Below are 23,318 nucleotides of genomic sequence, written 5' to 3'. Positions count from 1 at the left end.
CACCGTTCGTCGTGGTTTATGACAGATTTTTCGCACGCATCGGCAGCGCTGCACGGGGGAGAACACTACCACAATATGTAGTGTTTTTGCCGCAGCAGCCCTTGACCTTTTCGCGCAATGCCTGCTTACGCCGGTGGCGTGCCGCGGCGCTGGCAATCTGGCTACAATGCCGGCCGCTTTTGCGGGCTCTCTATAGTGGCTCTCTCATAGTAAGCAGGCCCGCGCTCGCTCATGGCGCATCAGGAGGCAAGGTGGAACAAGAAGCGCGCATTCTCATCGTCGAGGACGACCAGCGACTGGCCGAGCTGACCCAGGACTACCTGGAGAGCAACGGCCTGGCGGTGTCCATCGAATCCCATGGCGGCAAGGCAGTGGAGCGGGTGCTGGCCGAACGGCCGGACCTGGTGGTGCTCGACCTGATGCTGCCGGGGGAGGATGGGCTGTCCATCTGCAAACGTCTGCGCCCGGATTACGACGGGCCGATCCTGATGCTCACCGCGCGCACCGACGACATGGACCAGGTCCAGGGCCTGGAGATGGGCGCCGACGACTACGTGTGCAAGCCGGTGCGCCCGCGCGTGCTGCTGGCGCGCATCCGCGCCCTGCTGCGCCGCAGCGAGCCGGCCGAGGCTGCGCCGGTGGTGGGCGGCAAGCGCCTGACCTTCGGCAAGCTGGTGATCGACAACGCCATGCGCGAGGCCTGGCTGGACGAGCAGACCATCGAGCTGACCAGCGCCGAGTTCGACCTGCTCTGGCTGCTGGCGGCCAACGCCGGGCGCATCCTCTCCCGCGAGGAAATCTTCAACTCCCTGCGCGGCATCGAGTACGACGGCCAGGACCGCTCCATCGACGTGCGCATCTCGCGCATCCGCCCGAAGATCGGCGACGACCCGATGCACCCGCGCCTGATCAAGACGGTGCGCAGCAAGGGCTACCTGTTCGTCGGGGAGCTCTGAGCCGTGCCAGCGTTCCCCGAGCTGCACGGCGAGCGTTTCCGCCTGCGCGCTTTCAGCGATGCCGACCAGCCGTTGGTGTTCCGCGCGCTGTCGCATCCCGAGGTGATCCGTCATTACGGCGTCTCCTACGCGACGCTGGAGGCCACCCGCGAGCAGATGGAGTGGTTCGAGCGCATTTATAAAGAGCGCAGCGGCGTCTGGTGGGCGATCTGCCGGCCGGATGCGCCCGAGGACATTCTCGGCGGCTGCGGCTTCAACAACTGGCAGCAGGAACATCGGCGTCTGGAACTGGGCTACTGGCTGCTGCCCGAATATTGGGGGCAGGGCGTGATGGGCGAATGCCTACCGCTGATCTTCCGCCACGCCTTCGGCGCAATGAACGTGCACCGCATTGAGGCCGAAGTGGAGCCGGAGAACCTCGCCAGCGGCCGCCTGCTGCTGCTGCGCCAGGGCTTCACCCTGGAAGGCCGGCGCCGCGAGTGCGAGGTGAAGGACGGCGCGTTTCTCAGCCTGGACTACTACGGGTTGCTCAACTCGGCGGAGGCAGGGTGAGTCTGGCGCTCGGGCTGGCCCTCACCCCAGCCCTCTCCCGGGGGGAGAGGGGGCCGTCCGTGCCGGCTGCCGGTTCGGTGCTGTCCTGCCGTTACAGATGCCAACCGAGCCATCCGAGCAGGGCGCCAATCTTCACGCGTACTCCGTACAGTCCCCTCTCCCTCTGGGAGAGGGCTAGGGTGAGGGTGCTCCCCACCTGCAGCGTGCCTCCCCGGAACAACCCCCAATGAAATCCATCTTCCTGCGCATCTACGGCGGCATGCTGCTGACCCTGGTGGCGGTGGCCGCGCTGGCGGTGCTGACGCTGCACCTGGTCAACGACGTGCGCGGCGAGCGCTACCGCGAGGACCTGGCGCGCGGCACCTTCCGCCTGATGGCGGACGAGCTGCTGCCCATGAACGAGGTGGACCGCAAGCGCGCCCTGAGCCAGTGGAGCCGCCTGCTGGGCATCCCGCTGAAGCTCACCAGCCTGGACGCGCTGGGCATGGAAGGGCGCAGCCGAGCGCGGCTGATGAACGACCAGGTGCTGGTGCAGGCCGGCGTGCCCCATGAAGTGAAGGTCATGACCCAGGTGAGTGCGGCCGAAGGGCTGATCCTCACCGGCGAGGTGGAGCAGGTCAGCGAGCAGCTGGCGCGCGCCACCATCTACCTGCTGATGGACGAGCTCAAGCGCTACCCGGCCAGCGAGCAGCCCTATCACCTGGCGCGCATCGTCCGCGACAAGCGTTTCGGCTTCGAGGTGCACCTGCTGCGGCTGAAGGAAGTCGACCTGGACGACGACCAGAGCCGTCGGGTGGAAGAGGGCGATACGGTGATGGCGCTGGGCAAGGGCGGCGATTCGATCCGCGTGCTCTCCGGCATCCTCGACACGCCCTGGGTGCTGGAGCTGGGGCCGATCTACCAGATGAACCCCTATCCGCCGCAGCTGTTGACCATCATCGTGGTGGTGGCGCTGACGCTGATCGGCCTGACCCTGTTCCTGCTGATCAGTGGGCTGGAGCAGCGCCTGCGCAGCCTGGAGTCCGCCGCCACGCGCATCGCTCGCGGCAGCCTGGATACCCGCGTGGAAGTGCGCGGCGCGGACTCGGTGGGGCGGCTCGCCGGGGCCTTCAACCACATGGCCGAACAACTGCACCTGTTGCTGACGGTGCAACGCGAGCTGGTGCGGGCGGTCTCCCACGAGCTGCGCACACCGGTGGCGCGGCTGCGCTTCGGGCTGGAGATGATCGAGTCCGCCGAGACCGACAAGGCCCGACGCAAGTACATGGAAGGCATGGATGGCGATATCCAGGACCTCGACCAGCTGGTGGACGAGATGCTCACATATGCGCGCCTGGAGCAGGGCTCGCCGGCGCTGACCTACCAGCGCATCGAGCTGGGCGCGCTGGTCGAGCAGGTGGTCTCGGAGATTGCTCCGCTGCGCCGGGAAATCACCGTCACCTGCGAGGCCGGTGCGCTGGTGCCGTTCGACCAGGGCAGCTGGATCGAGGCCGAACCGCGCTACCTGCACCGCGCGCTGCAGAACCTGCTGACCAACGCGCTGCGCTACGCCGAAGGGCGGGTGCGGGTGAGCTTCCGGGTGAGCGTGGACCGTTGCCAGGTGGACGTCGAAGACGACGGCCCCGGCGTGCCGGAAGCGCAATGGCACCGGCTGTTCCAGCCGTTCTTCCGCGCCGATGACAGCCGGGCGCGGGTAACGGGTGGGCACGGACTGGGGCTGTCCATCGTGCGGCGGATCATCCACTGGCACGGCGGCCGCGCGGAGATAGCCAGGAGCGAGGCGCTGGGTGGAGCCTGCTTCACGCTGATGTGGCCGCGTCGCCAGGCGCCGAAGGTCGACGACAGTATTTGACCTTGGGGTCAAAAAATGCAGAATGCTGCGGTGCCATGACAGGCTGATGGCACCGCGCGCTGCACTCCGCATCCTTCCCGTGTGAATGTCTCTCTTAGGGGGTATTGCAGAGTCACCGCTATCGTTATGTAATTTTTGCTATAACGAACGCTTGCGGACGCGGTTGACGGGCCGGTCAGGGACAGGCCCGCGCAGGGATTCAGGCAGGAACACCGAGGATCACATGGGACGCTTTGATCACCGCAGTCGCCTTCACACCGGCCGCCAGGCCCAGTTCGGCCACCGCATCGCGGGTGACCACGGCGACCACTTCGGCGCCACCGGGCAGGCTGAGCACGACCTCGGCGTTGACCGCGCCATCGGTGACCGATTTCACCGTGCCGGCCAGGCAGTTGCGGGCGGACAGGCGGATGCCGTCGGCGTCGGTCATCAGCATCACCCACGGCGCCTTGACCAGTGCCATGACTTCCTTGCCCTGGGCCAGATTCAGGCTCTTCACGCTTTCCTCGGTGACGATCGCCACCAGCTCGCTGCCACCGGGCAGGGCGACCACCACCTCGGCATTCACCGCACCGTTACGCAGTTGCTTGACACTGCCCTTGAAGACGTTGCGCGCACTGACCTTCATGAATCGGCTCTCCTGGATTCGTGTGTATGGCCGGCATTGCGCCGGGAGCATCACGGGACTGAACTGAGGTTATAGACCAGTCCCGCCAGTTCGACCTTTGAAAACAACAACCCACTTGGAGCATCACGATGAAACACCGTTTCGCAAGTCTGTCCCTGCTGGTCGCTTCCTGCTTCGCCCTGCACTCGGCCCTGGCCGATGAAGTGCAGGTGGCCGTCGCCGCCAACTTCACCGCGCCGATCCAGGCGATTGCCAAGGACTTCGAGAAGGACACCGGGCACAAGCTGGTCGCCGCCTACGGCGCCACCGGCCAGTTCTACACCCAGATCAAGAACGGCGCGCCGTTCGAAGTCTTCCTCGCCGCCGACGACACCACGCCGAAGAAGCTGGAAGAGGAAAAGGAAATCGTCCCCGGCTCGCGCTTCACCTACGCCGTGGGCACCCTGGCGCTGTGGTCGGCGAAAGACGGCTACGTCGATGCCAAGGGCGACGTGCTGAAGAAGAACGAGTTCAAGCACCTGTCCATCGCCAACCCGAAAGCCGCGCCCTACGGCCTGGCCGCCACCCAGGTGATCGACATGCTCGGTCTCAAGGACAAGGTCGCCGGCAAAATCGTCGAAGGCCAGAACATCACCCAGGCCTTCCAGTTCGTCTCCACTGGAAACGCGGAGCTGGGCTTCGTGGCGTTGTCGCAGATCTACAAGGATGGCAAGGTGACCAGCGGTTCTGCCTGGATCGTCCCGGCCGACCTGCATGACCCGATCCGCCAGGACGCCGTGATCCTCAACAAGGGCAAGGACAGCGCTGCTGCCAAGGCTCTGGTCGAGTACCTGAAGGGGCCGAAGGCCGCTGCGGTGATCAAGTCCTACGGTTACGAACTCTAAGTCGTTAAGGAAGCGCGATGCCCCTCACGCAGGAGGATTTCCTGGCCATCCGGCTCACCATCGAGCTGGCTGCCCTGAGCACCTTGATCCTCCTGCTGATCGGCACGCCGATAGCCTGGTGGCTGTCGCGCACCCGCTCCTGGCTGAAAGGCCCGCTGGGAGCGGTGGTGGCGCTGCCGCTGGTGCTGCCGCCCACGGTGATCGGCTTCTACCTGCTGATCACCATGGGGCCCCACGGCTTCATCGGTCAGGCGACCGAAAGCATGGGCCTGGGGCGCCTGCCGTTCACCTTCGCCGGGCTGGTGGTGGGTTCGGTGTTCTATTCGCTGCCCTTCGTGGTGCAGCCGTTGCAGAACGCTTTCGAGGCCATCGGCAACAAGCCGCTGGAGGCGGCCGCGACCTTGCGCGCGAGCCCCCTGGATACCTTCTTTTCCGTGGTCCTGCCGCTGGCGCGGCCGGGCTTCATCACCGCCAGCATCCTCGGCTTCGCCCACACGGTGGGGGAGTTCGGCGTGGTGCTGATGATCGGTGGCAACATCCCGGGCAAGACCCGCGTGGTGTCGGTGCAGATCTTCGACCACGTCGAGGCCATGGAGTACGCCCAGGCGCACTGGCTGGCCGGCGGCATGGTGATCTTCTCGTTCTTCGTCCTGCTGGCGCTCTATGCGAGCCGCCGCAGCCGTTCGGCCTGGGCCTGAGGTGGGCATGTCGCAAGAGCTTTCCCCACGCGCCATCGAGGCCCGATTCCAGATTGCCTACTCCGGTTTCAGCATGGATGTCGACCTGCAACTGCCGGGCAAGGGCGTGACCGCGCTGTTCGGCCACTCCGGCTCCGGCAAGACCACCTGCCTGCGCTGCGTGGCGGGCCTGGAGCGTGCGCCGCTCGGCCGGCTGGTGGTGAATGGCGAAGTCTGGCAGGACAGCGCAGCCGGCGTGTTCCTGCCGCCGCACAAGCGCGCACTGGGCTACGTGTTCCAGGACGCCAACCTTTTCGAGCACCTGTCGGTGAAGCGCAACCTCACCTATGGCATGAAGCGCGTGCCGCGCGATGAGCACCGCGTCGAGCTGGAGCAGGCCACCGAACTGCTGGGCATCGGCCATCTGCTGGAGCGCATGCCGGGACACCTGTCCGGCGGCGAGCGCCAACGTGTCGGCATGGCCCGCGCGCTGCTGACCAGCCCGCGCCTGCTGCTGATGGACGAGCCGCTGGCGGCGCTGGACCTCAAGCGCAAAGCGGAAATCCTGCCGTACCTGGAGCGCCTGCACGACGAGCTGGATATCCCGATTCTCTACGTCAGCCACTCGCCCGACGAGGTAGCGCGGCTGGCCGATCACCTGGTCCTGCTGGAGCAGGGCAAGGCAATTGCCAGCGGCCCGGTGATGGACACCCTGGCGCGCACCGACCTGCCCATCTCCCACCTGGAAGACGCTGGCGTGGTGATCGATGGCCAGGTGCTCGGGCACAACGCCGACTACGGCCTGCTGACCCTGGCGCTGCCGCACTGCGAGCAGCACATCCGCCTGGCCCACGCGCCGATGGAAAAGGGCAGGGCGCTGCGCATCAAGGTGCAGGCGCGGGACGTCAGCCTGAGCCTGGAGCCGGCGGCCCATAGCAGCATCCTCAACGTGCTGCCGGCGAGCGTGGTCGAGATCGTTCCGACCGATAATTCCGCGCACCTGCTGGTGAAACTGGACGTGGCCGGCACCCCGTTGCTGGCGCGCATTACCCGCTACTCCCACGACCAGCTCGGCCTGCATGCCGGCCAGGCGGTATGGGCGCAGATCAAGTCGGTGGCGTTGCTGGCCTGAACATCCAGGGCACGCTCCTACAGGAAACTTCGGCGCTTCGCCGAGCGTAGGAGCGGACTTCGTCCGCGATCGATTTCCGGCTGCTCCGAACTGGTCGGCGGCACATCGCGGACAGAGTCCGCTCCTACGCCAGCCGGAACGCGCACAGTTAGTGGGTTGGGAGAAAAGAAAAAGGGCGGCCACTGGCCGCCCTTCTTGGTTTCACTCCACGCCTTACAGCAGCGGAATGGTGTAGCTGACGATCAGGCGGTTCTCGTCCTGGTCGCGCTGGTTGGGCACGCCCGGAGTGGTCGCTGCCGGCAGGCCGCTACGCATGGTGGCGTTCTTCCACGCCAGGCCCAGGCCCTTGAGGGTGCCTTCGGGAACCACGTAGCCCAGGGCGATATCTCGTTCCCACTCGCCCTTGTCGCCGTCCTTGGTGTCGATGTTGTCGGCGTTCAGGTAGAGCACGCTGAAGGTCAGGCCCGGTACGCCGAGGTCGGCGAAGTCGTAGGCGTAGCGACCGATCCAGGTGCGCTCGCCGGCGTGGTTGAACTTCAGCAGCTGGGCGTCGGAGATCAGGTAGGTGCTGGTGCCTTCGCCGTCGCCGCGGTTGAGGTAGGGGAAGTCGCTGTCGCCGGTCATGGTCTGGTAGCCGGCGCCGATGCTGTGGCCACCCAGGGAGTAGGTGAACATGCCGCTGTAGACGTTGTTGTCCACTTCGCCTTTCAGGCTGTTGCCGCCGTAGTAACCGCTGCTGACGTAGCCGTCGGCACGGCCGGAGGCGCTGCCGTTCTTGCCGTCGGAATCACTGATGAAGACGCGGATATCGGACTTCAGGGTGCCCGGGCCGATACCCCAGTTATGCACCAGGCCGAGGTAGTTCTGCTTGTAGAAGTTATCCAGCTCGCCGTAGTAGTACGACAGCGTCAGGTCCTTGGTGGCCTTGTAGTCGCCGCCGGCGAAGTAGAACTTGTTGCTGTCGCGCGAGGTGGCGCTGCTGCCGTTGGCGCCGGCGATGGACATGCTGCGCCAGTCGGTGGAGTTGCGGCCCTTGGTGTGGGTCAGCTGGCCGCCGGTCAGGGTCAGCTTGTCGATGTCGGTGGAGGTGACCTGGCCACCTTCGTAGGTCATCGGCAGCAGGCGGGCGTCGTTGTAGACCACCACCGGCAGCTTGGGCTGCAGGGTGCCGTAGCGGAATTCGGTCTTGGAGATCTTCGCCTTGGCAGTCATGCCGAGGCTGCTGAATTCGTCGACGGCGCTGCCATCGCTTTCCAGCGGGAAGATGGTGCCGGGCTGGCGATCGATACCGGCCTTGCCGGCCTTGCCGCCGCCGTCCAGGCGCACGCCGAGCAGGCCGAGGGCGTCAACGCCGAAGCCGACGGTGCCCTGGGTGAAGCCCGAGGAATAGTTGAGCATGAAGCCCTGGCCCCACTCTTCCTGCTTGCTGGGAGAGGCGGTGCCGTTGCGGTTGTCGGTGTTGATGTAGAAGTTGCGCAGGGTCAGGCTGGCCTTGCTGTCTTCGATGAAGCCGCCAGCGTGGGCCGATTGCGCGATGAGACCGAGCGAGCTGGCCGCAATGGCGAGCGCCAGGGTGTTTCTGGTCATTCCGTTTGCTCCGAAGTGCGTGTTCTTTTTGTGGGGTCCCCAGTTGCCCGACGTTGTCGCCTGGCTGTATAGGATTCTATACATCGATATACCTGCTGACGATTCCTCTGAAGGCAAAATCCGAGGATCAAAAGGGGTACAGGCTCACGGGGCGCGTGCATGACGCCAAATTCTGACTTTTAAGTCAAGACTTTCGGATGTGTCTGACAGTCGCAGCAGTCAGATCGCGGGGATCGCTACCAGGCTCAGCAGGCGTCCGTCGAACAGGCTGAATTGCCCGGCGACCTCCTTGCCGTGGTGCCATTCCTCCGACAGATCGGTCAGCAGGCGCAACTGCACGTGGCCGCCTGCGGACCAGCTGAGCAGCTCGGCGTGCTCGAAGTAGAAGCGCTTGCGCACCAGCGGGAAGAGCGCCTTGAACAGGCTCTCCTTCAAGGAAAATGTGAGGGTGACCTGCAACGCCGCCTGCTGCGGATCGAGGCGCGCGAGTTCGTCCGGCGTGAGGATTTCCGCGGCCAGACGTTCGGCGCGCGCGGTTTCCAGGCGGTTCTCCACGTCCAGGCCGAGGCTACGCCATTCGCTGTTGTGCGCGACGATGGCCGCTGCCCAGCCGTCGCCATGGGTGATGGAGCCACAGAAGCCCGCCGGCCAGACTGGCGCCCGTTCTTCATCGGTGCCCGGCACCTGCGCCGGCCCACCCGCCGCCAGCAGCGCCTCACGCGCACAGAGGCGCCCGGCGAGGTATTCGGCCTGGCGCTTGGCGACCGAGCGTTGGATGTTCGCTGGCGGCTCGACCTGGCCCAGGGCGAAATCCCCGGCCTGCAGGCGCTGGCGGTCGAAACGGGTGCTGCGCAGCTGGCAGCCGGCCAGCGGTGTCGGCAGGGGCCAGTCGGCGTCGAGAGGGGTGCAGAAAGCGGGAAGGGTGGTCATGGGGACATTCTGCCGCGCCAGAACGTGGCTCACCAGTCACGCGGCACTTACATTCCTTTGCAAACCTTCACCAAAGGCGTACGGATTCGTCCGACAAGCTTTGTCACACTGCGCGCCGCGTTCCCCAAAGGGGACGCAGGTGAGGTTGTTGTTGGAGTGCCGCCAAGGCGGGCTCTGACCTTAGACACTTGATTGAGTGCGGGAGCCCGAATGGGCTCCCGTTTTTTATTGCCTGCGATTTACTGCGCGTCCGGTTTCACGTCGAAGATTTCCTTGAAGAACGCCTGCAGGTCCGCCCAGGACTTCTGGTCGGCGGTCTTGTCGTAACCCACGTCCAGGCCGTGCCCCTTGTGCTTGTCGGCATCCGGGCTGGTGAAGCTGTGCTTGGCGCCGGGCTGGATCACCAGTTTGTAGTCGGCCTTGGCGTTGTCCATCTCGGCCTTGAAGGCGGCGACGCTTTCGGGCGGCACCAGGGTGTCGGCGCCGCCGTGCTCGACCAGGATCTTCGCCTTGATCTGCCCCGGCTGGGCCGGCGTCTGGGTTGCCAGTACGCCGTGGAAGCTGGCCACGCCAGCCAGTGGCAGGCCGGCGCGGGCCATGTCCAGTACCACCTTGCCGCCGAAGCAGTAGCCGATGGCGGCGATCTTGCTCGGGTCGGTCTGCGGCTGCTTCTTTAACAGCTCCAGGCCAGCCTGGAAGCGCGCCTTGGCGGCGTCGGCATTCTTCAGCGCCTCGGCCATGAAGGCCTTGGCGTCGTTGGGGTGGTCGGTGTGCTTGCCATCGCCATACATGTCGATGGCCAGGGCGCTGTAGCCCAGTTCGGCGAGCTGCCGAGCGCGGCTTTTCGCATAGTCGTTCAGGCCCCAGAACTCGTGGACGACGATGACGCCAGGGCGGATGCCGGACTTGGCGTCGTCGTAGGCGTAGTAGCCGATCATCTTCGTGCCGTCAGTGGATTCGTAGGGAATTTCCTGGGTCTGGATAGCGGCGTGGGCGCTGGCCGCGAAGGCGAACAGCAACAGGGCGGATAACAGGCGCATGGTGGCTCTCCGTGGCGATGGCCGGGATTTGATGAAGGCGTTGGGAGACGGACCCAACAGAAGATAGTCGCTGACGGCAAAAACGCCCGCGCAGTGCTTGCGCGGGCGCTCAAGCACGGGCTTGTCACCTCGGAAATGGCGATGCCCGGCGGGTGAAAAGTCCGTCAGCCTCGTCTACCCTGACGCCCATGTCCTGACCCGCAAAGCGATAGGCCGATGTTGGACCTGAGCACCTGGAATCTGACCATTCCCCAGCGCGGCCCGGCCGCGACCATCTCCACGGCGCAACTGCGCCGCGACTACCAGAGCCCGTATTTCCAGCGCAGCGCCGATGGCGTGGTGTTCTGGGTGCCGGTGAACGGTGCGCATACCACCGGCAGCGAATTCCCCCGTACCGAACTGCGCGAGACCAAGCCCGACGGCCGCCTGTTCACCTGGCGTTATCCGCTGGCGGATAACCTGATGGTCGCCACCCTGCGCGTGGAGGCGGTGCCCTCCAGCCGGCGCATGGTGATCGGGCAGATCCACAGCAACGGCAGTGGCAGCGCCGAGGCCCTGCCGCTGGTCAAGCTGGTCTACCAGCAACGCCTGGACAAGGCGCGGGTGCAGGCGCTGGTTCGCGATCGGCCCGACGACATCACCACGCGCACCTATACCGTCTATGACGGCATCCCGTTGGGCGATACCTTTACCTACCGCCTGGGCGTGTCCAGCAGCGGCGTGCTGAGCGTGCAGGTCAAGGACGGTCAGGTCAGCCAGCAACTGGACACGAAATGGGCTTACCAGGGCCTGTACTTCAAGGCAGGCGTCTACCTGCAGGACAATCGCGGGCCCGCCACTGAAGGCGGGCGCGCCACCTTTACCGATCTGAGCATCCAACACCAATGAAGACCACTTCCATCGCGCGCCGCGTTTCCCTGGCCTTGTCCCTGCTGCTGCCGGCGGCGCTGGTGCAGGCCGCGCCCGGCGACGATTTCGGCGCCTGCCTGAATCGCCTGCAGGGCGCCGCCCAGGCCAAGGGCGTCAGCGCTGCCAGCTATGCGCAGTACACCAGGGGGCTGCAGCCGGACTTGAGCGTGCTGCCGCTGCTCGACTTCCAGCCCGAATTCACCACGCCGATCTGGGATTACCTGGCCGGGCTGGTGGACGACCAGCGCGTCGCCGACGGCAAGGCGCGCATGGCCGAGCACGCCGAACTGCTGCGCAAGATCGCCGCGCGCTATCAGGTCGACCCGGCCACGGTAGTCGCGGTGTGGGGCGTGGAGAGCGATTTCGGCCGCATCACCGGCAAGCGCCCGCTGCTGGTGTCGCTGTCGACGCTGTCCTGCTACGGGCGGCGCCAGTCGTTCTTCCAGGGCGAGTTCTTCGCCACCCTCAAGCTGCTGCAGCAGGGCGATATCCGCGATAGCGGCATTACCGGCTCCTGGGCCGGCGCCTTCGGCCAGACGCAGTTCATGCCCTCGACCTACGCGCGCATCGCCGAGGACTTCGACGGCGACGGCCACCGCGACCTGGTGGGCAGCACCGCCGACGCCCTGGCGTCCACCGCCAATTACCTGCGCAAGGCCGGCTGGCGCGAAGGGCAGCCGTGGGGCTACGAGGTGAAACTGCCGGCGGGATTCGACGCCTCCCAGGCCGGGCGCACCAAGCGCCGTGCGCTGTCGGACTGGACCAGCCGTGGCGTGAAACGTATCGACGGCAAGCCGATCCCGAGCATCGACTCCAAGGCGGCGATCCTGCTGCCGGCGGGCGCCAATGGCCCGGCCTTCCTGGTGCTGCGCAACTACGACGCGATCTATTCCTACAACGCCGCGGAAAGCTACGCGCTGGCCATCGCCCTGCTGTCCGACCGCCTGCGCGGCGAGCCGGGCCTGCGCACGCCCTGGCCGACCGACGATCCGGGGCTGAGCCGGGCGCAGCGCAGGGAACTGCAGGAATTGCTGGTCAAGCGTGGCTACGACATTGGCCAGCCCGACGGGATGATCGGCGACGTGACGCGCAAGGCGATCCAGCAGGAGCAGAACAAGCGCGGCATGATGCCGGCGGATGGGCGGGCGGGGCAGAAGATCCTCAAGGCGTTGCAGGGCGGCTGAGTATCCCGCCCGTTCCAGCGAAGCCCCGGCAAGTGCCGGGGCTTTTCGTTTGTGCCGGGGCTTCTGTTCGCGAGCAAGCTCGCTCCTACAGTTACCGGAAGCGCTCTTCGTAGGAGCGAGCTTGCTCGCGAACCCAATGGGGCAGCGCAGCCATCGCAACTGAGAAGGTGAGTGAAATTTCCTTCGGATAATTCGTTCAGCATTGGTTCAGTACCCGGACAGGTTCGGTTCAGTGCCCCCCTCGTAACCTGTTCCCCGTCAACTCATTACAGACATCCTTGACGGGAGAAACCCCATGAACACCATGAAGAAAATCGCCCTCGCCAGCGCCATCCTCGGTGCCAGCTTCGCCGCCACCGCAGCCAGCGCCGCCGACACCTTCGTCGGTATGACCTGGGGCGAAACCAGCAACAACATCCAGAAGTCCGACGCGCTGAATCGCAACCTGGGCAACCCCAAGTTCGACAGCGTGATCAACAACAGCGGCACCTGGGGCATTCGTGCCGGCCAGCAGATGGAGCAGGGCCGCTACTACGTGACCTATGAAAACGTCTCCGACACCGAGAACGGCCTGAAGCTGCGCCAGCAGAACCTGCTCGGCAGCTACGACGCCTTCCTGCCGCTGGGCGACCAGGGCACCAAGCTGTTCGGCGGCGGCACCGCCGGCCTGGTCAAGCTGGAGCAGGACTCCAAGGGCTACAGCCGCGACAGCGATGTGGGTTACGCCATCGGCGCCCAAGCCGGTATCCTCCAGGAACTCGGCAAGAACGCCTCCGTGGAAGGCGGCTACCGTTACCTGCGTACCAACGCGAGTACCGAGATGAGCCCGCACGGTGGCAGCAAGGTGGGATCCCTTGACCTGCACAGCAGCTCCCAGTTCTACCTGGGCGCCAACTACAAGTTCTGACCGGTAACGCAACCGGGCCCGCGCGGCCCGGTTGCCTGACTCAGGGAGCACGCGCATGAAACTGCTGGTGGTGGAAGACGAGGCGCTGTTGCGCCATCACCTGTATACCCGGCTCGGCGAACAAGGCCACGTGGTCGACGCTGTGGCCAACGCCGAAGAGGCGCTGTACCGCGCCGCCGAATACCATCATGACCTGGCGATGATCGACCTGGGCCTGCCCGGCATGAGCGGCCTGGACCTGATCCGCGAGTTCCGCAGCCAGGGCAAGAGCTTCCCCATTCTCATCCTCACCGCACGCGGCAACTGGCAGGACAAGGTCGAAGGCCTGGCCGCCGGCGCCGACGACTACGTGGTCAAACCCTTCCAGTTCGAAGAACTGGAGGCCCGCCTGAACGCGCTGCTGCGCCGCTCCAGCGGCTTCGCCCAGTCGAGCATCGAGGCCGGCCCGCTAGTGCTGGACACCAACCGCAAGCAGGCGCTGGTCAACGGCGAATCGCTGCAGCTGACCGCCTTCGAGTACCGCATCCTCGAATACCTCATGCGGCATCACCAGCAGGTGGTGGCCAAGGAGCGCCTGATCGAGCAGCTCTACCCGGACGACGACGAGCGCGATCCGAACGTCATCGAGGTGCTGGTCGGACGCCTGCGCCGCAAGCTGGAAAGCGCTGCGGGCTTCAAGCCGATCGATACCGTGCGCGGCCAGGGCTACATCTTCAACGAGCTGTGTAAATGATCCGCTCGCTGCGTCTGCGGCTGATGATCGGGGCGGCGATTCTCGCCGTGCTGTTCATGGCGGCGCTGCTGCCGGCTCTCCAGCGTGCATTCAGCATCGCCCTGGAGAACGCCATCCAGCAGCGCCTGGCGGCGGACGTGGCGACCCTGGTGTCCTCGGCGCGCATCGAAGGCAATGTCCTGAGCATGCCCGAGCACCTGCCGGTGGAGGACTTCAACCTCCCCGAATCCAAATTGCTGGGCTTCATCTACGACCAGTCCGGGCAACTGGTGTGGCGCTCCACCTCGGCCCAGGACGAGAGCGTCAGCTACACCCCCAAGTACGACGGCCTGATCGACGAATTTACCCGCATCCGTGATGCCACCGGCCAGGAGTTCTTCGTCTACGACGTGGAGATCGACCTGCTGGGCGGCAAACGCGCGGCCTACAGCATCGTCACCATGCAGCCGGAAAGCGAGTTCCGCGAGCTGGTCAGCGGCTTCCGCGACCAGCTCTACCTGTGGTTGGGCGGTGCGCTGCTGCTGTTGCTCGGGCTGCTCTGGCTTGGCCTGGGCTGGGGCTTCCGCTCGATGCGCGGGCTGCGCTCGGAGCTGGACCAGATCGAGACTGGCGACCGCGAACGCCTGAGCGACGACCATCCCGCCGAGATGCTGCGCCTGACCGACTCGGTGAACCGCCTGCTGGAAAGCGAGCGCGCCCAGCGCGAGCGCTACCGTAATTCCCTGGGCGACCTCGCGCATAGCCTGAAGACGCCGCTGGCGGTGCTCCAGGGCGTCAGCGAAACCCTTGCCGACGAGCCGAAGAACCGCGAGCAGGTGCAGGTGCTGCAGACCCAGATCGAGCGCATGAGCCAGCAGATCGGCTACCAGCTGCAGCGCGCGACCATGCGCAAGAGCGGCCTGATCCGCCACCGCGCGGCCCTCGACCCGCTGTTGGACACCATCGCTGGCGCGCTGGACAAGGTCTACCGCGACAAGCGCGTGAAGCTGGAGCGCGACATTCCCCAGGGGCTGTCGCTGCCGCTGGAAAAGGGCGCGCTGCTGGAAATGCTCGGCAACCTGCTGGAGAACGCCTACCGCCTGTGCCTGACCACGGTGAAGGTCAGCGCACGCAAGAACGGGCGGATGTTCGAGCTGATCATCGAAGACGACGGCCCTGGCGTGCCCGCCAGCCAGCGCGAGCGCATCCTCAAGCGCGGCGAACGGCTGGACACCCAGCACCCTGGCCAGGGCATCGGTACGGCGGTGGTGAAGGACATCATCGACAGCTACGACGGCGAGCTGGCGCTGGAGGATTCTGCGCTGGGCGGGGCTTGTTTCAGGATTCGGTTGCCGGGCTAGCCCGCCTGTTCGGCCGCGCGATTGTGCCCGGTGGCGTAGGAGCGGACTCTGTCCGCGATGGTATCCGGTGCGATTCGGGCCTATCGCGGACGAAGTCCGCTCCTACGCACAGGCTGACAGTGGCGTTTATCTGTAGGAGCGAGCTCGCTCGCGAACCCCCTCGCACCGAAACCACCCTGTAGGAGCGGACCTTGTCCGCGAAATCCCACCGGCGCGCTCCTCACTCCCCCTGCTGCGCCCGATACGCCCCCGGCGTCAGCCCCGTCCATTTCTTGAAAGCCCGATGAAACGCCGACGGCTCGGAAAAGCCAAGCTGGTCGGCGATGTCCTGGATCGACAGCTCGTCGCGGCCCAGGTAGTAGATCGCCAGGTCGCGGCGCAGCTGGTCCTTGAGCTCCTGGAAGTTCGGCCCTTCCTCGCGCAGGTGGCGGCGCAGGGTCTGCGGGCTCATGTGCAGCTGCGCAGCGACCTGTTCCAGGTCCGGCCAGCTGCGGCAGTCGCGGCCCAGCAGGCGGCGGATCTGGCTGGTCAGGCTGTCGCCGCCGTCGGGGCGGGCGAGCAGGTCGGCAGGGGAGTCCTTGAGAAAATGCTTGAGCGTGCGCTCGTCCTGCAGCAGCGGCATGTCCAGGTAGCGCGCCTGCAGCAGCAGCCCGGTGCTGCCGGCTTCGAAGCGGCGCGGGCAGGGGAAGATCAGGTCGTACTCGCCCTGGTGCTCGGGCGCCGGGTAGCTGAAGGTGGCTTCCTCCAGGCGGATGCGCTGGCCAATCAGCCAACTGGCCAGGCGATGCCAGATCAGCAGCAGGCTTTCGGCGAGGAAGTGGTCCGGGTCACGCAGGTGGGTTTCGTCCAGGGTCAGGCGCGCGCGTTCGCCGTCACGCTCCAGGTGAATCTGCGGCGCCTCGGGGAACAGGCCGTAGAACAGCGAGCCGCGCCCCAGCGCCTTCTCCAGCGTGCGGCAATGGATGATCGCGTTGCACATCATGGCGAAGGTGCCGCGCTTGCTCGGCTGGCTGCCGAAGCCCATGTACTCGTCGTCCAGCGCTTCCCAGAGAGTCTGCATCAGCCGGCTGAACTGCTCGGGGTCGACCCGCGCGCGGGGTTCGTCGAGGATAGCCGGTGCAATCCCGGCGTCCCGCAGCAGGGCCGGGACGTTCAGCCCCTGGCGCTGGGCGCCGCCCACAGCGGCGCGGACGAAATGGCTGGCAATGGTGCGTTCACGCATGAGCGGTCCTTGTTGTTCTGGCCGCACGTCCAACGCCGCGCGGCAAACCCGGTCGAACCTGATCGGGGTTCTACAATCTACGGTACGAAGGCCATGGCGGATACCCGCCAGAGGGCGGGAAATCCGCCAGGACGAAGGCGGGAATCCGCCAGATTGCAGCCTTCCCGTGCCGTGACTTTTTATGGAAGTTATTGAATTTAAAGGGATTTAACATTTTTTAAAGGTCTGGCACAGCACTTGCCATAAGCGTTCAAGGCCTGCCTTCGGGCATGCCCTGAAAACAAATTCTCCCATTGCAGGGAGATAACGCGTTCGGTCTTGCGTTTGCCCCTGGTGAGCGCACGCCCGTGAGGACAGAGCTGCCATGACCAAGCAACCCTTCTACAAAAGCCTGTACGTGCAGGTACTGATCGCCATCGCCATCGGTATCGCACTCGGCCACTTCTACCCCGACACCGCCAAACTGATGAAGCCGCTGGGCGATGGCTTCGTCAAACTGATCAAGATGGCCATCGCGCCGATCATCTTCTGTACCGTGGTCACCGGCATCGCCGGCATGCAGAGCATGAAGGCCGTGGGCAAGACGGGCGGCATGGCGCTGCTGTACTTCGAAATCGTTTCCACCATCGCGCTGATCATCGGCCTGGTCGTGGTCAACGTCGTCCAGCCGGGCGCCGGCATGCACGCCGACGTCGCCACGCTGACCGCCGAAATGAACAAGAACGCCGCGCTCACCGGCTTCATCGCTTCGGGCGAGAAGCAGAGCACCATCGACTTCTTCATGAACGTCATCCCGAGCACCGTGGTCGGCGCCTTCGCCAACGGTGACATCCTCCAGGTGCTGTTCTTCTCCGTGCTGTTCGGCTACGCGCTGCACCGCCTGGGCGACTACGGCAAGCCGGTGTTCGAGTTCATCGATCGCATCACCCACGTGATGTTCAACATCATCAACGTGATCATGAAGGTCGCTCCCATCGGTGCCTTCGGTGCCATGGCCTTCACCATCGGTGCCTACGGCCTCGGTTCGCTGGTGCAGCTGGGCCAGCTGATGCTGTGCTTCTACATCACCTGCCTGCTGTTCGTGCTGATCATCCTGGGTGGCATCGCCCGCGCCCACGGCTTCAGCATCCTGCGCTTCATCTCCTACATCCGCGAAGAACTGCTGATCGTGCTGGGCACCTCGTCCTCCGAGTCCGCCCTGCCGCGCATGATCGCCAAGATGGAGAAGCTGGGCGCCGACAAGAGCGTGGTCGGCCTGGTGATCCCCACCGGCTACTCGTTCAACCTCGACGGTACCTCGATCTACCTGACCATGGCCGCCGTGTTCATCGCCCAGGCCACTGACACCCCGATGGACATCACCCACCAGCTGACCCTGCTGGTCGTGCTGCTGATCGCCTCCAAGGGCGCTGCCGGTGTCACCGGTTCGGGCTTCATCGTGTTGGCCGCCACCCTGTCCGCCGTCGGCCACCTGCCGGTTGCCGGCCTGGCGCTGATCCTGGGTATCGACCGCTTCATGTCCGAGGCCCGCGCCCTGACCAACCTGGTCGGCAACGGCGTAGCCACCATCGTGGTCGCCAAGTGGTGCAAGCAGCTGGACGAGAAGACCCTCTCCGCCGAACTGGCCGCCGGCCCGAGCAACTCGGCAGAGCTGCAGCCGTCCTGACGGGTTCGCCAAAGAGCAATTCGGCCCGGTGAACGTGAAGCACCGGAGCCTTTCCAGCCCGCTCGCTTGAGCGGGCTTTTTTATGGGCGGGTGAAAGGTGCGGGTTTTCGGCTCTTCGTAGGAGCGAGCTTGCTCGCGAATGGGTTTCCTGGCGGCCGCAGCGTTGAGCGGGTTCGCGAGCAAGCTCGCTCCTACAAGGTGTGTGCTGGAGCCCGTCGTTTGACGATGGGTTGGGGGCAGGATGTGCGCCTGCGAATGGCGTTAACCGGTGAGAGAGGGGGCCCGCCGCGACGGCTTTCGCGGACAAGGTCCGCTCCTACATCAGCGGGTTACGTCGCGGTGCCAGGCGTGAGCCTTGCCGGGATCCCCGGCGTGCGTAGGAGCGGACTCCGTCCGCGATCGGGCGGGCGCAAGCGAGGACTTCACACTGGCGCGAGAATGGCCGTCAACGAGGAGGTCGGAAGATCAGAGAATGATCTTGTCCTTGAGCTTCTCCGCCGCCTGCTGCAGCGCCTGGATGACCCGTTCCTTGTCGTAGTTCTGCACGTTGTTGGTGTCCAGGTACATGGAGAAACCCGGCACCTCGTGCTCGATGAAGCTGGGGTTGGAGCCCAGGTCGCGGCGGAAGTCGACCACCTGGTAGATCTGCACCGGCTTGCTGAAGCCCTTTACGGCGATCTGGCCCTTGTCGCGGCACATCAGCACGTCTTTGACCAGCGAATAGGTCTCGTGGCTGATGAGGATCTCGCCGGCTTCGGCGGCGCTTTCCAGGCGGCTGGCGAGGTTCACTTCGCGGCCGATGATGGTGTAGTCCATGCGCGTGTCGGCGCCGAAGTTGCCCACGGTGCAGTAGCCGGTGTTCAGGCCCATGCGGATTTCGAGCGGCTTGGTGATGCCCTGGGCACGCCACTGCTGGCGCATGACCTTCATGTGCTTGCGCATGGCCACGGCCATGGACACGGCGGCCACGGCGTCCTTCTTGGCGCCCTGGGTGGAGGGGTCGCCGAAGAACACCATCACGCAGTCGCCGACGAACTTGTCGATGGTGCCGCCGTACTTCAGGGCGATCTTCGACATCTCGTTGAGGTAGTTGTTGAGCATGTCGGTGAGGGCTTCGGCTTCCAGCTCCTCGGACAGCTCGGTGAAGCCCTTGATGTCGGAGAAGAACACCGTGAGCTTCTTGCGCTGGGTCTCCAGGCGCACCGTGCGCTTGCCGCTGAAGATCGATTCCCACACCTGCGGCGACAGGTACTTGGCCAGGTTGCTGGCCAGCCGCGCGGCCTTTTCCTGCTCCAGGGTGATCTCCGAGCGCGCCTGGGCCAGGCGCAGGCCCTGCTGGTGGACGAAGAAGGCGGTGATGCAGATGTACAGCGTGGAGAACAGCACGCTGACCAGCGCGACGATGCTCGGCGTCTGGCCCTTGTAGGCCGGGGAGATCAGCGCGGCGCTGAGTACCGCGGCGCTCAGCGCCACCAGCAGCGCCAGGCCCAGGGAGCGCAGGCCGCCGATGATCAGCGCGGAGAAGGCAAGGATCAGCACCAGCATCAGGCTGGGGACTTCGGCGAAGCCCAGCAGCGTGGTGGCGATACCGGCATGCAGGGCGTCGATGAACAGCAGCACCAGGCGCGTGCGCTGCGGATTGTCGCGCTTGAAGCGGCGGCTGATCTGCTGCGCCAGGTGCGGGTAGAGCAGGGCGTACGGGATCATCCAGAGGATGTCGTAGCCGAAGTATTTGGCGAAGGTGCCGGCGGTGATGGTGGCGGCGACGGCGATGTAGGCCAGCACGCGGGAATGGTATTCGCGCAGAGGGATGGGGGTGAGCGGACTGCTGGATCGCTCAAGAACATTAGGCTTCATGCGCAGGAAACTTCCCTATTGCGTGTGGGCTTTTGGCCGATTACGCGTCTGATTTTGGAGGGAATCTTATGCCATGCGCAGGCCCCGCGGCCAGCGGCGGTTCGCCACTCTTCGTCGCGGACCGCCGGTCATCTGCAGACCCTCAGGCCATGGTGCCGTCGGGCTTCTGGTAGATCGAGCGGCGCGGCTGGGCGAAGACCCGGCGCAGCATGGGCTCGAAGTACTCCAGGGGCAGCACTTCGGCGTCCGGATCGAAGGCGGCGGCGTCATAGCGCGCGCAGAATTCGATGGTCTGCTCGAACTGCGGGTGGTCCTTGAACTGCTCGCGCAGGTGCCGGTCCAGGCCCAGGTGATGGAAGAAGTAGTAGCCCTGGAAGATCGCGTGCTTCTCGATCATCCACAGGTTCGCCTCGCTGACGAACGGCTTGAGGATGGCCGCGGCGATGTCGGCGTGGTTGAACGAGCCAAGGGTGTCGCCGATGTCGTGGAGCAGGGCGCAGACCACGTATTCCTCGTCGCGGCCGTCGCGGTGGGCGAGGGTGGCGGTCTGCAGCGAGTGGGTCAGGCGGTCCACCGGGAAGCCGCCGAAGTCGCCATCGAGCAGGCGCAGGTGGGTCATGATCCGGTCGGGCAGGAGGGCGGCGTACTGGCCGAAGTCCTTGGCGATGATCGCCCAGTCCTCGGCGCTGCCGTCTTCCATGTGGGTGAAGTTGGCGCGTGCGTTCATCGGGCTGTCCTCTTGTGATTGTTGGAGGGGGACGGCTCCAGTCTAGAAGCGCACGGCGTTGGCGGGAGTGTCCGTGCAGCGCCAGCGGGGTGTCCCGCTGGGCGCGAATGGCGTGGCATCAGCCGCGCCGATGGGCGTAGCGGCCGATCAGGGATTCTGCGGGTCGTGCCCCAGGGACTGCAGGAACAGCGAGAACAGCTCCGGCTGCGAGGAGATGTCGAGCTTGTTGTACAGGTGGCGGCGGTGGACCTTGATGGTCTCCGGCGAGATCGCCAGGCGCTCGGCCATGGCCTTGGAGGAGTAACCCCGGAGGATCAGCCGGGCGATTTCCAGCTCGCGCTCGGAGAGCACGCCGGCGCCGAAGTGGCTCAGGGCATCGCGCACCTGCACCGCCACGCCGTCGCTGGCGCCGGGTAGCAGGCGCTGGCTGCGTTGCTGCCAGTGCTGCTGCATCAGCGCCAGCACCCAGGGGCAGAGCATCGCCAGCAGGCCGGTCTGCTCGCCATCGAACAGCTTGCGCATGCCCAGTGACAACGACAGCGCGCCCTGGCCCGGCAACTGGAGGATGAACTGCACCTCGTCCTCCAGCACGTTGTCGTGGAAGTAGCTGAGGAAGTACTCGCTCTGGCGGAACTGGTCCGGGGAGATTTCCTCCAGCCGGTACAGGCCGCTGGGCACGCCCTCGCGACAGGCCTGGTAGAACGGGTCGAGCTGGAACAGGCCGTCGAGGTAGATGGCCATGGCAGCCGGGCCGGCGGTGGGCTCGGCGTCGTACTCCTCCAGCGCCACCGGGGTTCCGCTGGCCGGGTAGAACATCGCCAGGGCGTTATCGAACGGCAACCACTGGTGCAGCAGCAGGACCAGTTGCTTCCAGAAGCGCGGCTGGCCGATCTGCTCGATGGCGCGGCTGAGGTTGGCGTGCATGCCGACCTCGCGGAACAGGGTGTGCATCGGCGGTGTTTCTCCGGTGGAGAGGCGGGGACTGGGCCCACGGTTTCCTCCTTTTACCTGCCCGCCGTCAAGGGGGCGTAACCCCAAATGGTGATTGGCCGCCCCGCCTGCCGCGCACAGACTCAGCGCCACCTGACGCCCCGAGCAAGAGGGCGCAACAAGGTTTTCGTTCCTGCCTCAGCCACCAATAACAACACGAGGAAACAACGATATGAGCGCTTCCCCTGCGCCAGCGAGCGCGCTCAAGCCCAGCCTGGGCGTGCTCGACGTAGTCGCCATCACCGTCTCGGCGGTCACCCCCGCCAGCTCGGTTTTCGTCATCGCTCCCTTCGCCATCCAGCAGGCCGGCAGCGGCGCCTTCCTGGCCTTCGTCTTCGCCGGCTTCCTGGCGCTGATGTTCGCCTGGTGCTACGCCGAACTCGGCCGCGCCCACAGCTCGGCGGGCGGCGAGTACGTCTATGCCAAGCGCGTGTTCGGCGGCCTCGCCGGCTACGCCACCTTCCTCACCGTGCTGGTCTCGCTGCTGTTCATTCCGCCGGTACTGGCGACGGGCGCGGCGACCTACCTCAACAATGCCCTGGGGACGAACTTCGATACCCAGACCGTCGCCCTGGTGATAGTCGCCGCCAGCTACGTGCTGGGCATCCTCAATATCCGCGTGAACGCCTGGATCACCGGGGTGTTCCTGCTCTGCGAAGTGGCAGCTCTGCTGGTGATAGTCGTGCTCGGCTTCGGCCACGTCAGCCAGCCGGTCAGCGTGCTGGTGCAGCCGCAGCATATCGACGGCGGGATACTGGCCGCCGCGCCCTGGGCGCTGGTGATCGGTGCCGTGGGCACTGCGCTGTTCTCCTACAACGGTTTCGGCGGCGCCGTGTTGCTGGCCGAGGACATGAAGTGCGGTGGACGCAACGTGCACCGCGCGGTGATCTGGTCGCTGGTGCTGGTGGTGGTCATCGAGATCGTCCCGCTGACCGCATTGCTGCTGGGCGCGCCGTCGCTCAAGGACATGATCGCCAGCCCCGATCCGGTCGGCTACCTGCTCACCGCCCACGGCAACGCGACGCTGTCGCGGCTGGTCAGCGCCGGCATCTTCCTCTCGGTGTTCAACGCCATCGTCGCCATCGTCATCCAGGTCGGCCGGGTGATCTTCAGCAGCGGCCGCGACGAGCTGTGGACGCCGCTGATGAACCGCGCCTTCACCCGCATCCACCCGCGCTGGGAATCGCCGTGGATCGCCACGCTGTTCCTCGGCGTGCCCTCGGCCGCGCTGAGCTTCAGCTCGAACCTGGAGGAGCTGACTTCCTTCACCGTGCTGCTGCTGGTGATGGTCTACCTGGTGGTGGCGCTCTGCGCGCTGTTCAGCCGCGTGCTGCGTCGCGACCGCGAGCACCCTTACCGCATGCCGCTGTGGCCGTTGCCGGCGATGCTGGCGGTGGTCGGTGCCGGCTACCTGTTGCTCAACCTGCTGCTGGACGCCTCCTCGCGGGACGTCATGATCATTGTCGGGATATTGGCCGTGTCGGTGATTCTCTACAGCACCTACGGCAAGCTCAGCCCGGCCTTCCAGAAGCTCTGAAACCCCTC

The 23,318-nt window shown here is 65.6% G+C and carries 21 protein-coding genes; 13 read left to right on the top strand and 8 right to left on the bottom strand.

Features of this window, described 5'->3' with window-relative positions; genetic code table 11:
- Positions 1-251: 251 nt before the first annotated feature.
- The 3 genes from QO207_RS12280 (at position 252) to QO207_RS12270 (ending at position 3,360) form a co-directional block, all read left to right on the top strand.
- Entirely contained in the window at positions 252-956 is a 705-nt protein-coding gene (locus QO207_RS12280; protein WP_081518063.1) for a response regulator, read from the top strand.
- 3 nt (positions 957-959) lie between these two features.
- Positions 960-1,508 (top strand): GNAT family N-acetyltransferase, encoded by a 549-nt coding sequence (locus QO207_RS12275; RefSeq protein WP_301532677.1) that lies wholly within the window; start codon positions 960-962, stop codon positions 1,506-1,508.
- Positions 1,509-1,734: 226 nt separating this feature from the next.
- Complete coding sequence (locus QO207_RS12270) at positions 1,735-3,360, top strand: ATP-binding protein (RefSeq protein WP_301532676.1); 1,626 nt, start codon at positions 1,735-1,737, stop codon at positions 3,358-3,360.
- A gap of 199 nt (positions 3,361-3,559) precedes the next feature.
- Here QO207_RS12270 and QO207_RS12265 read toward each other — a convergent pair whose 3' ends face one another.
- The gene (locus tag QO207_RS12265; protein ID WP_301532675.1) at positions 3,560-3,988 is read right to left on the bottom strand and encodes a molybdopterin-binding protein; all 429 of its coding nucleotides are present in this window, start codon (positions 3,986-3,988) and stop codon (positions 3,560-3,562) included.
- 128 nt (positions 3,989-4,116) lie between these two features.
- Here QO207_RS12265 and modA point away from each other — a divergent pair, with 128 nt between their 5' ends.
- From modA to modC, 3 genes are read left to right on the top strand one after another with little or no spacing between them, the layout of a single operon-like run.
- Entirely contained in the window at positions 4,117-4,872 is a 756-nt protein-coding gene (modA, locus tag QO207_RS12260; protein WP_301532674.1) for a molybdate ABC transporter substrate-binding protein, read from the top strand.
- Positions 4,873-4,889: 17 nt separating this feature from the next.
- Positions 4,890-5,570 (top strand): molybdate ABC transporter permease subunit, encoded by a 681-nt coding sequence (gene modB / locus QO207_RS12255; RefSeq protein ID WP_301532673.1) that lies wholly within the window; start codon positions 4,890-4,892, stop codon positions 5,568-5,570.
- A gap of 7 nt (positions 5,571-5,577) precedes the next feature.
- Positions 5,578-6,681 carry a molybdenum ABC transporter ATP-binding protein gene (gene modC, locus QO207_RS12250; RefSeq protein ID WP_301532672.1) on the top strand — a complete coding sequence of 368 codons (1,104 nt, stop codon included), beginning with the start codon at positions 5,578-5,580 and terminating at the stop codon, positions 6,679-6,681.
- Positions 6,682-6,894: 213 nt separating this feature from the next.
- Here the strand turns inward: modC and QO207_RS12245 are convergent, their stop codons facing one another.
- The 3 genes from QO207_RS12245 to QO207_RS12235 all read right to left on the bottom strand — a co-directional run bounded on the left by QO207_RS12245 (position 6,895) and on the right by QO207_RS12235 (position 10,238).
- Positions 6,895-8,268: an OprD family porin gene (locus QO207_RS12245; RefSeq protein WP_301532671.1), complete on the bottom strand. Its 1,374-nt coding sequence runs from the start codon at positions 8,266-8,268 to the stop codon at positions 6,895-6,897.
- A 219-nt stretch (positions 8,269-8,487) separates the two neighbouring features.
- Positions 8,488-9,198 carry a 4'-phosphopantetheinyl transferase gene (locus tag QO207_RS12240; protein WP_301532670.1) on the bottom strand — a complete coding sequence of 237 codons (711 nt, stop codon included), beginning with the start codon at positions 9,196-9,198 and terminating at the stop codon, positions 8,488-8,490.
- 239 nt (positions 9,199-9,437) lie between these two features.
- On the bottom strand, positions 9,438-10,238 hold the full coding sequence (locus QO207_RS12235; RefSeq protein WP_301532669.1) for a dienelactone hydrolase family protein: 801 nt from the start codon (positions 10,236-10,238) through the stop codon (positions 9,438-9,440).
- A 216-nt stretch (positions 10,239-10,454) separates the two neighbouring features.
- Here QO207_RS12235 and QO207_RS12230 point away from each other — a divergent pair, with 216 nt between their 5' ends.
- The 5 genes from QO207_RS12230 (at position 10,455) to QO207_RS12210 (ending at position 15,311) form a co-directional block, all read left to right on the top strand.
- The gene (locus tag QO207_RS12230) at positions 10,455-11,126 is read left to right on the top strand and encodes a polysaccharide lyase family 7 protein (RefSeq protein ID WP_301532668.1); all 672 of its coding nucleotides are present in this window, start codon (positions 10,455-10,457) and stop codon (positions 11,124-11,126) included.
- Positions 11,123-12,331: a lytic murein transglycosylase gene (locus QO207_RS12225; RefSeq protein WP_301532667.1), complete on the top strand. Its 1,209-nt coding sequence runs from the start codon at positions 11,123-11,125 to the stop codon at positions 12,329-12,331. Before QO207_RS12230 ends, QO207_RS12225 begins: the two co-directional genes overlap by 4 nt.
- A gap of 295 nt (positions 12,332-12,626) precedes the next feature.
- Positions 12,627-13,238: a hypothetical protein gene (locus QO207_RS12220; RefSeq protein WP_301532666.1), complete on the top strand. Its 612-nt coding sequence runs from the start codon at positions 12,627-12,629 to the stop codon at positions 13,236-13,238.
- A 55-nt stretch (positions 13,239-13,293) separates the two neighbouring features.
- Positions 13,294-13,971: a response regulator gene (locus QO207_RS12215; protein WP_301532665.1), complete on the top strand. Its 678-nt coding sequence runs from the start codon at positions 13,294-13,296 to the stop codon at positions 13,969-13,971.
- Positions 13,968-15,311, top strand: a complete 1,344-nt coding sequence (locus QO207_RS12210) for an ATP-binding protein (RefSeq protein WP_301532664.1) — start codon at positions 13,968-13,970, stop codon at positions 15,309-15,311. Before QO207_RS12215 ends, QO207_RS12210 begins: the two co-directional genes overlap by 4 nt.
- A gap of 220 nt (positions 15,312-15,531) precedes the next feature.
- Here QO207_RS12210 and QO207_RS12205 read toward each other — a convergent pair whose 3' ends face one another.
- Positions 15,532-16,533 carry an AraC family transcriptional regulator gene (locus tag QO207_RS12205; RefSeq protein ID WP_301532663.1) on the bottom strand — a complete coding sequence of 334 codons (1,002 nt, stop codon included), beginning with the start codon at positions 16,531-16,533 and terminating at the stop codon, positions 15,532-15,534.
- A gap of 364 nt (positions 16,534-16,897) precedes the next feature.
- Between QO207_RS12205 and QO207_RS12200 the strand changes: the two genes are divergently transcribed.
- Positions 16,898-18,199, top strand: coding sequence for a dicarboxylate/amino acid:cation symporter (locus tag QO207_RS12200; protein WP_301532662.1), 1,302 nt, complete (start codon positions 16,898-16,900; stop codon positions 18,197-18,199).
- Positions 18,200-18,664: 465 nt separating this feature from the next.
- Here QO207_RS12200 and QO207_RS12195 read toward each other — a convergent pair whose 3' ends face one another.
- From QO207_RS12195 to QO207_RS12185, 3 genes are all read right to left on the bottom strand, one after another.
- Positions 18,665-20,056 carry an adenylate/guanylate cyclase domain-containing protein gene (locus QO207_RS12195; RefSeq protein WP_301532661.1) on the bottom strand — a complete coding sequence of 464 codons (1,392 nt, stop codon included), beginning with the start codon at positions 20,054-20,056 and terminating at the stop codon, positions 18,665-18,667.
- A gap of 142 nt (positions 20,057-20,198) precedes the next feature.
- Positions 20,199-20,783 carry an HD domain-containing protein gene (locus QO207_RS12190; protein WP_301532660.1) on the bottom strand — a complete coding sequence of 195 codons (585 nt, stop codon included), beginning with the start codon at positions 20,781-20,783 and terminating at the stop codon, positions 20,199-20,201.
- 147 nt (positions 20,784-20,930) lie between these two features.
- The gene (locus QO207_RS12185; protein WP_301532659.1) at positions 20,931-21,734 is read right to left on the bottom strand and encodes a helix-turn-helix transcriptional regulator; all 804 of its coding nucleotides are present in this window, start codon (positions 21,732-21,734) and stop codon (positions 20,931-20,933) included.
- A 211-nt stretch (positions 21,735-21,945) separates the two neighbouring features.
- On the opposite strand from QO207_RS12185, the gene QO207_RS12180 reads away from it, so the two are divergent.
- A complete protein-coding gene (locus tag QO207_RS12180; protein WP_301532658.1) occupies positions 21,946-23,310 on the top strand; it encodes an APC family permease in 1,365 nt (454 codons plus the stop codon).
- The last annotated feature ends 8 nt before the right edge of the window (positions 23,311-23,318 follow it).

The organism is Pseudomonas sp. CAN1, assembly GCF_030462585.1.
Taxonomy (GTDB): Bacteria; Pseudomonadota; Gammaproteobacteria; order Pseudomonadales; family Pseudomonadaceae; genus Pseudomonas.
This window is presented reverse-complemented; position numbering and strand designations above follow the sequence as displayed.